This is a genomic window from Mesorhizobium sp. M9A.F.Ca.ET.002.03.1.2, assembly GCF_003952365.1.
Lineage (GTDB): Bacteria > Pseudomonadota > Alphaproteobacteria > Rhizobiales > Rhizobiaceae > Mesorhizobium.
This window is the reverse complement of sequence record NZ_CP034443.1, coordinates 3,609,934-3,624,372: the sequence shown is the minus strand read 5'-3', so window position 1 is coordinate 3,624,372 and position 14,439 is coordinate 3,609,934. Positions and strand designations below refer to the sequence as shown.

The 14,439-nt window shown below is 59.2% G+C and carries 10 protein-coding genes and 1 pseudogene; 6 read left to right on the top strand and 5 right to left on the bottom strand.

All coding sequences use genetic code 11. The features are described from left to right. Positions 1 to 94: 94 nt before the first annotated feature. From EJ066_RS17400 to EJ066_RS17380, 5 genes are all read right to left on the bottom strand, one after another. Positions 95 to 1,984, bottom strand: a complete 1,890-nt coding sequence (locus EJ066_RS17400; RefSeq protein ID WP_245454922.1) for a GNVR domain-containing protein — start codon at positions 1,982 to 1,984, stop codon at positions 95 to 97. A 125-nt stretch (positions 1,985 to 2,109) separates the two neighbouring features. Continuing rightward, positions 2,110 to 2,880, bottom strand: coding sequence for a response regulator transcription factor (locus tag EJ066_RS17395; protein ID WP_126040026.1), 771 nt, complete (start codon positions 2,878 to 2,880; stop codon positions 2,110 to 2,112). Positions 2,881 to 3,270: 390 nt separating this feature from the next. Further along, positions 3,271 to 4,005, bottom strand: coding sequence for a Crp/Fnr family transcriptional regulator (locus EJ066_RS17390; protein WP_126040024.1), 735 nt, complete (start codon positions 4,003 to 4,005; stop codon positions 3,271 to 3,273). 1,122 nt (positions 4,006 to 5,127) lie between these two features. After that, positions 5,128 to 5,496, bottom strand: coding sequence for a hypothetical protein (locus tag EJ066_RS17385; protein ID WP_126040022.1), 369 nt, complete (start codon positions 5,494 to 5,496; stop codon positions 5,128 to 5,130). A gap of 200 nt (positions 5,497 to 5,696) precedes the next feature. Beyond that, positions 5,697 to 6,053, bottom strand: a complete 357-nt coding sequence (locus EJ066_RS17380) for an acyltransferase family protein (RefSeq protein WP_126040020.1) — start codon at positions 6,051 to 6,053, stop codon at positions 5,697 to 5,699. A 238-nt stretch (positions 6,054 to 6,291) separates the two neighbouring features. On the opposite strand from EJ066_RS17380, the gene EJ066_RS17375 reads away from it, so the two are divergent. The 6 genes and pseudogenes from EJ066_RS17375 to EJ066_RS17350 all read left to right on the top strand — a co-directional run bounded on the left by EJ066_RS17375 (position 6,292) and on the right by EJ066_RS17350 (position 14,436). After that, a complete protein-coding gene (locus EJ066_RS17375) occupies positions 6,292 to 6,642 on the top strand; it encodes a VanZ family protein (RefSeq protein ID WP_126040018.1) in 351 nt (116 codons plus the stop codon). A gap of 1,104 nt (positions 6,643 to 7,746) precedes the next feature. Continuing rightward, entirely contained in the window at positions 7,747 to 8,394 is a 648-nt protein-coding gene (locus tag EJ066_RS17370) for a helix-turn-helix domain-containing protein (RefSeq protein WP_126040016.1), read from the top strand. A 103-nt stretch (positions 8,395 to 8,497) separates the two neighbouring features. After that, entirely contained in the window at positions 8,498 to 9,025 is a 528-nt protein-coding gene (locus EJ066_RS17365; protein WP_126040014.1) for a GNAT family N-acetyltransferase, read from the top strand. A 178-nt stretch (positions 9,026 to 9,203) separates the two neighbouring features. Next, positions 9,204 to 9,569, top strand: a pseudogene (locus EJ066_RS17360) (AraC family transcriptional regulator); the annotation flags it as partial. Between the two features lie 476 nt (positions 9,570 to 10,045). Then, positions 10,046 to 11,257: an efflux RND transporter periplasmic adaptor subunit gene (locus EJ066_RS17355; RefSeq protein ID WP_245454921.1), complete on the top strand. Its 1,212-nt coding sequence runs from the start codon at positions 10,046 to 10,048 to the stop codon at positions 11,255 to 11,257. Then, positions 11,254 to 14,436 (top strand): multidrug efflux RND transporter permease subunit, encoded by a 3,183-nt coding sequence (locus tag EJ066_RS17350; RefSeq protein WP_126040013.1) that lies wholly within the window; start codon positions 11,254 to 11,256, stop codon positions 14,434 to 14,436. The genes EJ066_RS17355 and EJ066_RS17350 overlap by 4 nt, the downstream gene beginning before the upstream one ends. Positions 14,437 to 14,439 lie beyond the last annotated feature (3 nt).

Below are 14,439 nucleotides of genomic sequence, written 5' to 3'. Positions count from 1 at the left end.
ATTTGCAGGCAGGTGCCGAATTGACGGGCAGTGCCGAGACTGCCGCCGAGCTTGCGCTCGACTGACCGCCGCCGTGAGGAAGACAGCATCGATGTCAGCGCGGAGCTTGGGTTGTGCGCTTCCGGTAACGATGAGCCGAAACAGAACGAACACGGGTCATCAACACCCCAAGGACGGACGAGTTGATATTTTTGAGGGTCTGCGTCAGATCCTCAAGTTGATCAAGCGACGTCACACCCCACTGCGCCACCACAATCACGCCATCGAGAAGCGGGCTGACAGCCAGCCCTTCAGCACCTGAACTAAACGGTGGAAGCTCAACAATGACGACACCGTAAGCGCCAACCTCGCGCAGTAATCTCTCCATATTATTGGGAGCGAGCAAATTCGCGGAATTCGACTCATCGTTCCTCAAGTAATAAAACGATGTCTTTTCAATGAACTGGATTTGCTTGACGAGATCTCTGGGGCCTCCGGAATCCCTGTCGGCCATGTTGAAATCGGAGGAATCGAAGAGTTCGTTGGCCAGTGCCGACTTACGGTCGGCGTTGATCACGAGGGTGGCTGTGCCCGACGCCGCACATAGGGCCGCCAGGTTACTCACAACGGTGCTCTTTCCATCACCGGGGGACACGGATGTGACTCCGATGCGGCGCCTTGGATGGGAGGCTCCGGCCAAGCTCATGATCGCCTTGACGCTCTGAAGGCTCCCGCTGAATGAGGAGTCCGGATTCCTGAGCACCTCGTCAAGCCGGCCAAAACCACCGCGCCTGAAGCTGACCGGCGGCAATTCTCCAATACAGGCTAAACCCAGTTCGCGGCGGATCTGATGAGGCGTCCTCACGTTCCGATCGAGACCGCGCCGCGCAACGGCAAACCCGATGCCAGCTACCAGTCCGGCAAGTGCGCCAAAGGCGAGGATCAAGGTCTTGCGCGGCCGACTTGCCTTTTTTGGGCTCGTTGCGGAGGTAATGACACGAGCATTGGCGATCAGATAAGGTTGTTGGTCGACCGAGTTCGTATAAGCTCCGAGTAGGCTTTCATACATCTTTCGATAGGTTTCGGCGGTAACTTCCAACTGCTCTAGTGTAGTCTGGTGTTTTGGCTGTTCTTCGTTGAGGGGGAGACCCTGTCCATCGACGGACGTCTCGCCCTGGCCTATACTGTAGTCGTGTTTCGCGCGAAACTCCTGGGCGATCCTGGTCGCCTTGTTCATCTGGTCGCCGACCTCCCGCATACGCCTTTCCAACCATACGATGCCTTCGCCAGCCGCCACTTTTGTCGTTTGCACCTGCTCGCGTACGAATGCCTCCGCTGTGGCGTTTGCGATGCGTGCCGCCAAGGCCGGGTCCAGAGACTGGAATGTAATGTCTATTGCATATGAGACACCGACACGCTGAACATCCAGGCCACCGGTGAATATCTCCACCGCGCTACGCTCCCGCTCGGATTCCGACTGCGGAGTGTTCGCTTGTTCTTGATCCGGCCAGGGCAGCACGCGATTGAAGAAATCCGCGGCATAGCTGGTGTAGAGCCCGTCACCCTGAAAGACACTCATCCAGACCCTGTGAAACCTCTCGCCGATCGTCGGGCCGCTCATATCCCTGAACGTTGGATTATCCATGAGTCCAAGGTCATCGATCACCATTATCGCGATCTTCTGGGAGCGCAGAACCGCGAGTTGGCTCTCGATCTGGGCGGTGTCGAGCGACAGATTCACCTCAGAGGGCTGCTGCTGAAGGTTTCTGGGGATCTTTGGCTCGATCAGGATCTGCGTTCGCGCCACATAGATCGGATCCGAGGTAGCAAAGTAAAACGTGGCGCAACCGATTCCGGCGACCATAAACGCAAGAATCGAGAAGATGTACTGCCGGACAAAAGAAACAATGTCAGCGAGGCTGATAAAATCCTGCGGAGCATCGGCCCCAACAAGCCATGGCTTGTGGGCAATTGCCGCCAACGGCCGGTCTAGCATGGCGTCCATCCATATCTGCAACGAAGAGAGCGGCGAACTGCAGGTCGAACAGGGTCGCCACCGACGAGCCCCATTGCGTACGTGCAGCCGTGGCCACCGTTATGTCTGGTGATCGCAAGTAACCGAAGTCAGGTTTAACTTGATCGACCCGACACGAGGGTACCAGGGAACATCTCATTGAGCTTGTAGACGACCTCCGTCCTGTTCGTCGCCTTCAACTTCTTCATGATGTTGCGAATGTGGACCTTGACCGTGCTCTCACGGAGATTGAGCTCATGCGCGATTATCTTGTTCGCCTTCCCACGCCTCAGAGCCTGGACGACCTCTTCTTGCCGCTCCGTGAACACGCTCGCCATGGCTCTTGTCACATCGACACCGGTGTCGATTGCCTTATGCAGGGCAAACACACTGCTTGCAGGGACAAATGTTCCACCGGCAAGGACGAGATTTACGGCTTCAACGCAGATCTCGAAACGGATCGACGAAGGGATGTAGGCTTTTGCGCCGTAATTCAACGCCTTTAGAATCTGCTCCAAGTCGTCGGTATCGGCCAAAATCACCACTGGAACCGGGTGAGCCTCACTCACGAGATCGGCGATTTCGCTGCCGGTCTTTGCGTCTGTCACCTTTCGGCTGCCCACGTTCAGCAGAATGGCCGATGCCGACAGTGCGTTCTCCTGATGCCGCCATTCTTCGATCGAACCGAACGACAGAATTTCCTTCCCGACGCCATAAGCAGTCAAGCATTGTGCAAGACATTGCCGGTCAAGCACCCGCTCGTCCAACAGAGCCAGGCAGGATTCAGCTAAGCCGTTTCTATGAAGATGAATTCCATTCCCAATGTTACCCGATAGGAATTCCAGTGCACCGGGTGATTTCGCTTCCAATTGAATTGTCGGTACCATGAACTTACTCCCCAAACATTACACACGTTTCGAGACCAGTACGAGAGGGACTCCAGACAAATACCATTTATGCGAACGATATTCTGTTCGCGCCAACTTCCTTAAAACTGTGAAATTGCCAGGCCCCCGCCATGGTCACAGCACTATTGCGTAGAGGAGGTTACCGGCCAAAAGGTGGGCCTTCACTAATTTAGGTTAACAAAATCTAAAAAAATTTCGGTTAGTTAACTCGGCCTAGGAGGAGGCTAGTAAGAGACTGCACCGAATGGAAGCTGGCGCTCGCATTGTCTGTGCAGATGCGAGCAGTCGGCGTCCATAAGAATAGTGGGCTTCGCCTATCGGGTGGCTTCGAGGCAGGTCCCGCCGCGTTGGCGTGGTGCCAAAATAGCGTCAATTGTAGACATATCTGTTATGGATATATCTGTCATCGAACTCGGCAAATTTCGTAGCGCCCGGTTGATCGAGCACATGGACATGACCTTGGCGGAACTCGATAAGCCTGCGTTCCCTCAATTCCCGCAGCATTCGATTGACATGAATCGGCGTCAGCCCGAGCGCATCCGCGAGATCGTACTGGGTGAGCGGGCATGCATAGCCAGTATGGGTGACAGCGCCGACACGCTCCAAGCGCGCTCCCAGTTCGAGCAGCAAGTGCGCTGTACGCGCCAAGGCGCTGCGCCGCCCGATGTTGATGAGATGTTGGGCAACGAGCGCTCTCTGATGCACGAGAGGTTCGAGAAAAAGCGTAGCTGTACGGGACGATTTCGCGGCGCCAAGAGCAAGTGCCTTGGTCGAGGCCTCCAGTACCGCAAGCTCGGTTTGGGCCACAAATGTCTCAAGAGCTGTGCCCATGTACGACTGTGGCAGGACAATGTCGCCCTTCAGGGCAAAGTCCAAGATCTGTCTCTGTCCACCGGAAAGATCATGGGAAATGCATCCCCAGCCTGACTCGATTACGAAGACGCGATCACTGCCCTCTCCCTGATTGACGATTGCGGTCTCTGCCGCATATCGCTTCGAGACGAACCCTAGCGCCTTGATATACGCCTTATCGTCGTTTTCCAGTCCGACCGACGACGGATGATTTTCATTTCCACCCAAAAAAGGGCGTGAAGCATACGTCATTTGAACCCCGCCAATCCTCCCCAAGATACCCTCCTAGGCAAAAATGTACTTCAGCTTTGACGTGTTGAGTACCCACCCCTGGCTACACCAATTGGATGATGTTGCCTGACGCACTCCCTCAAGAAGCAAGGATCATGCCTGATCAAGGCCGAACTAAGACCCGAATTCACTATGAAATTCGACCGACTTTCACGACTCCGCGCCAACGTCTTCAGCGGAATCGCAGCGACACAATCGCGCCGATTTCGAGCAGTGTATGTGTTGGCCAGGAGGGGGCGAGGTTGCTTCAGCGGGACCCAGGTAAACGTCGCTTTTCGGTGGAAACGAGACAAGTTGCGGCTGCCTGATTGATCCGTGGCGTTCCGCAACACTGCCGCCACGCCTTGAGGCAAGCTCCTGATTTCACTCGCAGATAACGTCTCGGATGCCCCAGCTCGATCAGCACCGATTCACTCAAGCGCCACACCGCAAGCGCAGTCGCGGTAGGTCAGATGCCTCACAGGACAAGCAAGTCGCCACCCGGCATGATTTTTTCTGCCGTGACGGCGTCTCAACGGACAAGAGCGTTCGCTCAAAGGCTCAGAACCACTACGACCGGATGAGCAACCCCTCGCTGGAGTTCCAGGGCCGGAATGGGTCAGTCGACGCCTCTCTTTCGAGCCATGCTGTCTCCGTTTGAGACACTACACAGTGGCAAGGCGTACCTCATTCGTAGTAGCTATGATGCCGCGATTACCGCGCAATGCCGAGAGGATCTGCCGCCACGCGCCCGGGAAGAGGGTATGCCTGGAGTGCCGATGCCGCCTACCAAAGCCCGTGCAGCAGAGGCCACATCGGCTTATGCGCATATGGATCCAGCGCTTGGGGCGAGCGGCGCCTCGACCGCCTTATCGCGCCCCATAGCCTAAACCGCCATTTTGAGCTCATTTGGCGCCGGGGGTTTAGGAAACCATCCCTTGATGGCGTTTTGAATCCTCCTCTCCAGCCACATAACGGCCATGCTCAAACTTAAAACGAACAACAAGGAGAGCACAAATACGATAGGCATCGGAAGGCCTAAAGAAAAAAGCCACCAAACGATGACCATCCCAACGGAATAGTGATTCAAATAGATTGGGTAACTTATTCCTCCGATATATTTACCAGCTTCTGACGTTCAAAAAGTTTTCCCTTGATAAAATCGCTATACCTTATTCCTACGACCATTGCATACATACAGACCAGCCAAATTATCACGGCTGACAATTTGTACGCATAGCCGCGTTCAACTGAAATGAAAATCTCCACGATGCTCATACCGCCGAAAAGCAATAACAGCACTGCCTTCCGTCCGTGATGCCCCACTATGCCATGATCTTCGCCACCGTCCCTGACAAGAAAGAAGATCATACCCGCAGCGAAGAAAACGCCGTGCTGCAGCAGAAGCAGTTTGAAGGGGAACCGCGAAAGCACTGAAATCGCTTCCTCCAACCGCGTGGACGGCGGCAGCATATGCAACCCAGAGACAACAAGAAGATATACCGAGCTGGAAAACCCTATTATCTTAGCCAGGTCGTAGAGTGAAAAACGAAACCTGGACAAAATCGATACGACCACCAGGAAATAAAATACGGCCTCGATGACGAGAGACCATACAACTCCATCGATATAGGGACCCTTAGGCGACAATATTACAGATCTACAGAAATCCATCAGAAGACGAGGCAAATCCTCTCCATAAAGGGCTCGTGCGGCCAAACTGACAAGCGCGGACAACCACAAGGCTGGCAATATACGCGTAGCGCGAATGCGCGCGAAACGCAGCGCTTGCGACACCCCCCTTCGCCTGAGGCGCTCATGGCGATGACAAAGCCGGAAATTACGAAAAAAATCTCGACCCCCACGGCACCCAGACCGGCAAACGCCGATAGAAAACCGAAGCCGACATCGCTCCCCTCGGCGACTGACGCACTGTTCCAGGCGAATGTCGCGAAGTGGTTCAGCAACACCAAAATCGCTGCAAAAATGCGCAGGAAATCTATGATGAGATAGTGGGCATTGCGTTCCATAAAACGTTCCGGACTTTGCGTCAGGCCAAGGTCGAATGTTATCGTGAAAGGCTCAGCGCACCTGCTGATACGTTCGGATATAAGCTAATTGGATGAACCATCGGGCATTAGCATTGCGTCCTGCGGCGCAGATACACCGCACCGCGACGCCTGATCTTCTTTGGGCCAGGTTGGGGAACTGGTGGATTGTTCAAGCCTTAGTACGTGGAGTAGCGTTGCATCCCAGTCATGTCTATGGATGGAAAATGCTTCGCTCCGTCTTCCGGACGCCGCATGGCTGTTGGTCATCGCCATCCTGGCCGTGACGATTGTTCCGATTGGAATGCGCCCCCACTCAGGCCTTGGCCCAGAGCCAGAACGAGTTGCCGCGTTCCTTGTCCTTGGCCTGTTGTTTGGCCTCGCCTACGACCGCGATTGGATGCTGGCGCTTAGCCTGGTAGTCGTGGCTGGTCTCGGCATCGAGGCATTGCAGATGCTCAGCCCAAGTCGGCACCCTACCCTTGAGGACGCTGTGATCAAAGCGCTCGCCGGCAGCGTCGGGATTTCGGCTGGCTGCATCATCGCGAAGAAAGGCTGGTTGGGACGGTAGAACGTTCGTTTGGACCGGCACCACGCAGCCATTGGTCGATCCTGTACTCCTAATTGATGTGGTACCCCTAATTGATGCCGTGCTAATATTACCGCCGGCTTGGGAGGTTCCGATCGACCTCATTGCAAATATGTTCGCCGGCGCGTGGGCTGCCGGCGTGCTTGCCGCCATCTGGTATGTCTGGAGGCGGCCCTCGCCGCCCATTGCCGAAAGTGAGCGAGACCGCGATTTGCGGGAGTGGCTGGACGGGCAACTTTAGAGATCGCTTCTGGCATTCAATCGCAATTAACGGCGAGCCCTATCATCGCCTGGCCCTGCGCCAACCCGCCATCGTTTGCCCGGAATGCCTGTGTGCGCCAGATCCTCGAGGCCGGACGCCGCGGTAGTCGCCGAGCAGAAATTCGTCGCCTCAGATCGTGCCGTCATCGCCGAAACCGAAGCCATCAAGGATCACGCTAAGGACCGGCGGCGCGTCGAATGCCCAGCCTGCGCGCACCTGCTGTGCACTCTATAACCGAAGCCCTTCAGCCAACTCGATGAAGTCCCCGACCACCAGGTCCCAGTCCCGATCGGCGTGCAAGTCCGTGGTCTGCTCCGCACCGTGCTCGGTTGGACGTGGAACAAAGGCTGGCTCGATTGGCCGCATCGACAAAAAGAAGCCCGCTGCCGGAGGGAGTGGCAGCGGGCTCAGCACCACGATGGATCAGGGAGGGGGATCCATCGCCCGCCCATGCCAGGGGAGAGCATGGGGCAGATCATAGATAGGAAGATGGTCCTAGCAATCAAGAGCAACAAGACCGGCTTTTGAGACGCCTCGCCGCCATAGATTGATGCGCTCAATGCGAAGATATCAGCGAACGGTCGACGCCGGACGACCAAGCTTCGAGTGGGCATGCGTTGCTAATCGTTTTCGCTCTCCGTCCGCACCAGGATACCGGCGGCACGGGAACGTCAGGGTACGTGCCAGCGAATGGCATAACAGTTGGCAGCCTCGGACAGCCTGCCCGGTCGAGGTCTAGGTAGTTTCCCGTAGGGAGATAACCGAATTTCGCGACCCGCCGATTCACGCGATTGCTGTGTCACGGATCAACCGGGAAAACAGCCATGCACGCCTACACGACCTCAAGGATTGCCCTGCCCTCGCGCGCCACCCAGCCGAGCCAGCCGGCGGCGTTCGACACCGCACCGCTGCAACCGGTCAGCTTCTTTCCCGCCGGTGCCGAAATCTATGCCCAGGGCGAAAAGGCCGGCGCCTTCTACCAGGTCGAGTTCGGCGCCGTCCGCGTCTACCGCCTGCTTGCCGACGGCCGCCGGCAGATAAGCGCTTTCCACCTGGCTGGAGAGACCTTCGGCTTCGAAGCCGACACCACGCATCATTTCTTCGCCGAAGCGATCAACGCCACCGGCGTGCGCGTCTTCCGCTTCGCTGCCGGGGCTGACATGTCCCATCAATTGCTGCCCTTGGCGCTCAAGGGACTGACAAGGGCTCAGGAACACCTCCTGGTGCTCGGCCGCCAGAACGCCATCGAACGCATCGCCGCGTTCCTGGTCGACATGGCGGAGCGGCAGGGCGGATTGCGGCAGGTCGAACTGCCGATGTCGCGCATGGATATCGGCGACTATCTCGGCCTCACCATCGAGACCGTATCGCGGGTCTTCACCAAGCTGAAGGACAAGGGCGTCATCCGCCTGCTCAACCTGCGCAGCATCGAAATCGTCAAGCACGACGCGCTTCGCTATATGAGCGAATGACGGACTTTCGCCCGATTACCCGAACGCGGCAGGCCGGAAACGGCCAGGCTCGCCTACACCAGTCCATCCGGTAATTTCGTAACCCAGGATTACAGGCAAAAGCATGACTACGGATAGCAAGGCAACTCTTACCACTCGCACCGGATTTCATTTCGAAGTGCGCAGCGCACGCCCCGAGGATGAACCAACTTTGGCGGAGTTCTTTACCCATGTGACGCCGGACGATCTGCGATTTCGCTTTCTCGGCGGAGTGAAGGCCGTCTCGCATGAGCGGCTCGCCGCAATGACGCGTTCCGATGATGCCGGGATGCACAACTTCCTTGCCTTTTCGGCCGATGGATTGCTGATCGCCGTTGCAACGCTGGCATGCGATCAGCCTCGTCAGCACGGAGAAGTCGCGATCTGCACGCGCGCAGATCACAAGCATCTGGGCGTCAGCTGGGAGTTGCTCGCCTACATAGCGAAATATGCCGAAGGGCTGGGCCTCGATACAATCGAGTCGATCGAGAATCGCGAAAATCGTGCGGCTATTGAGCTCGAACGCGATATGGGATTCATTGTGACGACTTATCCTGACGACCCGACACTTGTTTTGGTTCGACGACAGCTAGGAAGCAGGGCACCGGACTAGCTGCCAAGGGCCAGTTCCGCCCGGCTTGGTCCTTCAATCGCTTCTTGTGGATGTCAATGAGGCTGACCGCGCCCGACCGCTGCCGGCACCCAATCACGAATGTGCCGAGCACTGGCACGATGGCCAGAATTCCCATTATGCAGGCCCCAAAATGCTTGAATACAGCGTCGAAGCAAACGCCGACGCGCGCGTCGCCGAAGCGTTACGGCAATTGCACAGCGATCCCGAGCGGTCGTGGACAGTGGCTGAACTTGCACGCGAGGCGGGAATGTCCCGATCGGCCTTCTTCGACCGCTTCACGCGCACCGTTGGGCTCCGGCCGATGGAGTACCTCCTCGGCTGGCGCATGGCTGTTGCGAAGGACCTTCTGCTGAACAGGGGCATCGCGCTCGACGAAGTTGCGAGGCGGGTCGGCTATGGTTCGGCAAGCACATTCAGCACCGCTTTTAGCCGCCATGTGGGGCAGCCGCCAGGCCGTTACGCGCGTGGTGATCGGCGTGACGAAGTACCGGCCGCTGCCGCGTTCGCCCGCGCGCACCAGTGACGCAACGGACGCGGTCGGTGCGATGATCCATGGGTCCGATCGGCGCGGGTGGGTTCGTTGACATGACGCTCTCCTCGCCATGGAGTGATGATCACGCTCGACGATAAAACAGCGCCCGCCCGGTCGCACCTGGTATCGCCGGAAAGGCCCTATCGGGATATGAGAAGCAAGGTCGGACCTCTATGCGAGGGCGGCCCTGTTCCTCCCGACAGAACCGCCGCACGTCGGGATGCGCAATGGCTTGTCAGATCCGCTTTAGCTCAAGCGCATGGCGATGCCTACGCAGCGGATAAACGCGAGATGTGCGTTCGCGCTCCCCGGTTAGCCGCTTCCTTGTCAAGGTTGATGATGTTCGATGTTTGTTCCATAGCAAGCTGTCGGTTGTGGTGGTCAGTTCAAAAAGATTGATTTGTGCGGCACACCCGCTACCTAGATGTTACGGACTTCGCGTGAAAGGCCGATTACGAGGGGTAACCATGGTTCACACTGCACGCCTCCGCCACGATTCTGTGGCCGCCCCCTCCAGCAGAAACGTCCCTGCAAAATGGCTCGCCGTCGCGGCCTTCGCGACGATCGGCTTGCTCGCGGCCCCGGCCGCACAGGCGCAGGAAGCGCCTCCCGCGCCCGTCGTCACGGTAGCCAAGCCGGTGGTTCGCGATATCGTCGAGGACGATGAGTTCGTCGGCCGTTTCGAAGCCGTCGACCAGGTTTCGCTGCGCTCCCGCGTCGGCGGCTATCTCGACCAGGTCCATTTCCAGGACGGTACGCTGGTCAAGCAGGGCGACCTCCTGTTCACCATCGACCAGCGGCCGTTCAAGGCGGCGCTGAACCAGGCGCAGGCGCAGGTCGACTCGGCCAAGACCCTGGTCGAATTCAGCAAGATGCAGTTCGAGCGCGCCGAGACCCTGTCGCGCGAAGGCAACATACCGGTTTCGACACTGGACGACCGCCGCCGCGAATATCTCGCCGCCCAAGCGCAACTGGAGGGCGCCGAGGCGGCACTTGAAAACGCAAGTCTCGATCTCGAATTCACCGAGATCAAGGCGCCGTTTCCCGGCCGGGTCGACCGCCGGCTCGTCTCGCCGGGCAATCTGGTGCAGGCCGACCAGACCGTGCTGACCACCATCGTCTCGATCGACCCGATCGACTTCTATTTCGACATCGATGAGCGGGCCTACTTCGCTTATGCGCGCGACGCCCGCGAGCGCGGCGGCGTCATGCAGGAGGGCGCCGGCGGCGTCGATGTTGTCGTGCGTGTCGCCGACCGTGATGAAGCGACGTTCAAGGGCAAGCTCGACTTCGCCGAGAACCGTCTGGACGAAGCTACCGGCACGATGCGGGTCAGGGCGCGCTTCGACAACAAGGACGGCGTGCTGCAGCCGGGCATGTTCGGCCGCATCAACGTGCCCGGCTCGCTGCCGCATCCGGGCGTGCTTCTGCCTGACGAGGCGATCGGCGCCGACCAGAACCGCCGCATCGTCTTCGTTGTCGACGAGGCAGGCCTGATCTCGACCAAGCCGGTGCGCACCGGCCCGCGCATCGACGGCTATCGCGTTATCCGCGAGGGCCTCACCGGCGAAGAGACCGTGGTAACCAACGGGCTGGTGCGAGTGCGGCCGGGCGTCACCGTCAAGCCCGAGATGACCACGTTGCCGCCCAAGGTTGAAGCCGAAGGGCAGACGCAATGAACTTCGCCCATTTCTTCGTCAACCGCCCGATCTTCGCGGCGGTGCTGTCGATCGTGCTCGTGCTCGTCGGCGGCATCGCCTATACGCAGCTTCCGGTCGCGCAATATCCCGAAATCGCGCCACCGACCATCGTGGTGCGCGCCTCCTATCCGGGCGCTGACGCCGAGACGGTCGCCGCGACCGTGGCGACGCCGATCGAACAGGAAATCAACGGCGTCGAGCACATGCTCTACATGTCGTCCTATTCCTCCGGCGAAGGCTCGATGTCGCTCACCATCACCTTCCGCCCCGGCACCGATCTCGACGCGGCGCAGGTGCTAGTCCAGAACCGCGTCTCGATCGCGGAAGCGCGCCTGCCGGAAGAGGTGCGCCGGCTCGGCATCACCACGGCGAAAAGTTCGCCCGACCTGATGATGGTCATCCATATGCTGTCGCCCGACGACACATATGATCAGCTCTACGTCTCGAATTATGCGCGTTCGCGCGTGCGCGACGTCCTGCTGAGACTGGACGGCGTCGGCGACGTGCAGATCTTCGGCGAGCGCGAATATTCGCTGCGCATCTGGCTCGACCCGGAAAAGCTGTCCGCCTACGGTATGACCGCAGGCGACGTAGTCCAGGCGCTGCGCGACCAGAACGTCCAGGTGTCGGGCGGCTCGATCGGCGCGCCGCCGATTGGCGACGGCTCGGCCTTCCAGTATACGGTCACCACGCAAGGGCGCTTCGAAGACGCGCGCGACTTCCGCTACGTCATAGTCAAGTCGACCGAGGACGGCCGCTTGATCTCCCTGCAGGACGTGGCGCGCATAGAGCTCGGCGCCAGGGACTACGTCACCAATTCCTATCTCAACAACAAGGCGGCGGTGGCGCTCGGCATCTTCCAGCGGCCGGGCACCAATGCCTTGGCCTCGGCGGAAGAAATCCAGGAGACCATCGCGGAGCTTTCGGAGGATTTCCCGAAGGGGCTGGCCTACGAGATCATCTACAATCCGACCGAGTTCATCGCTGAATCTATCAACGAGGTCTATGTCACCATCGCCGAGGCGATCCTGCTGGTGGTGATCGTCATCGTCGTGTTCCTGCAGTCGTGGCGCATGGCGATCGTGCCGATCGTGGCGATACCGGTCTCGCTGATCGGCACGCTTGCCGTGCTGCTCGCCTTCGGCTTCTCGCTCAACATGCTCACTCTGTTCGGGCTGGTGCTGGCGGTCGGCATCGTTGTCGACGACGCCATCGTGGTTGTGGAGAATATCGAGCGCAACATCCGGCTGGGCCTCGCCCCGCGCGACGCCGCGCACAAGACCATGGATGAAGTGGGAAACGCGGTCCTCGCGATCTCGCTGGTGCTGATCTCCGTCTTCGTTCCGGCGGCTTTCATTCCCGGGATTTCCGGCCAGTTCTACCTGCAGTTCGCCATCACCATCGCGGTCTCCACCGCGATCTCCGCATTCAACTCGCTGACGCTTTCGCCGGCTCTCGCTGGCGTGCTTTTCAAGCCGCACATCGAGGAACATTCGAACTTCTTCCTGGCAAGGTTCGGCCGCGCTCTGGCGAACGGGTTCAACAACGGGTTCGACAAGATGGCGCACGGCTATGCGTGGCTGGTGCACAGACTGGTCGGCACGACTCTGGCGCTTGCCGCCATGCTGCTCGTCTTCGCAGGCCTGCTCTACGCGACCTATCACATGCTGCAGACGGTGCCGCGCGGCTTCATCCCGAACATGGACCAGGGTTATGCGATCGTCGTCGTGCAATTGCCGGAGGGCTCTTCGCTCGCCCGAACGGACGCAGTGATCCAGAAGGCGTCGGATATCATCCGCGAGACGCCGGGTGTCGCCAACGCCGTCGCCTTCGCAGGATTCAACGGCGCGACATTCACCAACGCCAGCAATTCCGGCGTAATCTTCGCGCCATTCATGAGCTTCGAGGAACGGCTCGAGAGCGGCGATACTTCCGACAAGATCATCGGCACGCTGTTTGGCAGCCTGCAAAGCATCCAGGAGGCCTTCATCATCGCGCTGCCGCCGCCGCCAGTGCGGGGCATCGGCAACTCCGGCGGCTTCAAGGTGATGCTCCAGGAGCGCAACAGCGCCGACATGCGGCCGATTCTGGCGCTGGCCAACGAAATCGCCGGCAAGGCCAACCAGACGCCCGGGTTGATGGGCGTCTTCACCACCTTCTCGGCCTCCAGCCCGCAATTCTTCCTGGCGATCGACCGCGACAAGGCGCGTATGCTGAACGTGCCGATCCCCAACATCTTCGAGACGCTGTCGATCAATCTAGGCACCGCCTATGTCAACGATTTCAACGCCTTCGGTCGCGTCTACCAGGTGCGGGCGCAAGCCGACCAGGCTTTCCGCATCGATCGCGACGACATATTGAAGCTGAAGGTGCGCTCGGCGGCCGGCGACCTAGTGCCGCTCGGCACACTGGTCGAGATCCGCGACGTCACCGGTCCCTCGCTCGTGCAACGCTACAACATGTATGTCTCCGTGCCGCTTCAGGGCAATGCAGCGCCGGGTGTCGCCACAGGCACGGCGCTCGACCTGATGGAGGGGATCGCAGCCGAATCGCTGCCGCAGGGCACTTCCTTCGAATGGACTGAACTCGCCTTCCAGGAGCGGCAAACCGGCAACACGGCGGTCTTCATCTTCGGCCTGTCGGTTCTGTTCGTCTTTCTGGCGCTCGCCGCGCTATACGAAAGCTGGATTACGCCCTTCGCCATCGTGCTTGTCGTCCCGCTCAGCGTGCTGGCCGCCCTCTTGGGCGTCGCCTTCCGCGGTCTCGACAACAACATCCTCGTGCAGATCGGGCTGATCGTGCTCATCGGCCTGGCGGCGAAGAACGCGATCCTGATCGTCGAGTTCGCGCGCCAAGGTGAGGAGCGCGGCCTTGACGCCGTCGAGGCGGCTGTCGAGGCCTGCCGGCTGCGGCTGCGGCCGATCCTGATGACGGCATTCGCCTTCATCCTGGGCGTGGTGCCGCTGGTGATCGCCAGCGGGCCTGGCGCGGAAATGCGCCAATCGCTCGGCACGGCCGTGTTCTCCGGCATGCTGGGCGTGACGTTGTTCGGCCTCTTCCTGACGCCGGTCTTCTACGTTGCTCTGCGCAGGACATTCCGGCGCAGGCGGCCTGAAGCCGGCCCGACCCTGGCTTCCGAGAGCGGCGCAGCCGAGTAGACG

Excerpts from the sequence above, each read along its gene's own strand:
- EJ066_RS17400 (WP_245454922.1), bottom strand. The coding sequence starts at position 1,984 with ATGGACGCCATGCTAGACCGGCCGTTGGCGGCAATTGCCCACAAGCCA.
- EJ066_RS17395 (WP_126040026.1), bottom strand. The coding sequence starts at position 2,880 with ATGGTACCGACAATTCAATTGGAAGCGAAATCACCCGGTGCACTGGAA.
- EJ066_RS17390 (WP_126040024.1), bottom strand. The coding sequence starts at position 4,005 with ATGACGTATGCTTCACGCCCTTTTTTGGGTGGAAATGAAAATCATCCG.
- EJ066_RS17385 (WP_126040022.1), bottom strand. The coding sequence starts at position 5,496 with ATGCTGCCGCCGTCCACGCGGTTGGAGGAAGCGATTTCAGTGCTTTCG.
- EJ066_RS17380 (WP_126040020.1), bottom strand. The coding sequence starts at position 6,053 with ATGGAACGCAATGCCCACTATCTCATCATAGATTTCCTGCGCATTTTT.
- EJ066_RS17375 (WP_126040018.1), top strand. The coding sequence starts at position 6,292 with ATGGAAAATGCTTCGCTCCGTCTTCCGGACGCCGCATGGCTGTTGGTC.
- EJ066_RS17370 (WP_126040016.1), top strand. The coding sequence starts at position 7,747 with ATGCACGCCTACACGACCTCAAGGATTGCCCTGCCCTCGCGCGCCACC.
- EJ066_RS17365 (WP_126040014.1), top strand. The coding sequence starts at position 8,498 with ATGACTACGGATAGCAAGGCAACTCTTACCACTCGCACCGGATTTCAT.
- EJ066_RS17355 (WP_245454921.1), top strand. The coding sequence starts at position 10,046 with ATGGTTCACACTGCACGCCTCCGCCACGATTCTGTGGCCGCCCCCTCC.
- EJ066_RS17350 (WP_126040013.1), top strand. The coding sequence starts at position 11,254 with ATGAACTTCGCCCATTTCTTCGTCAACCGCCCGATCTTCGCGGCGGTG.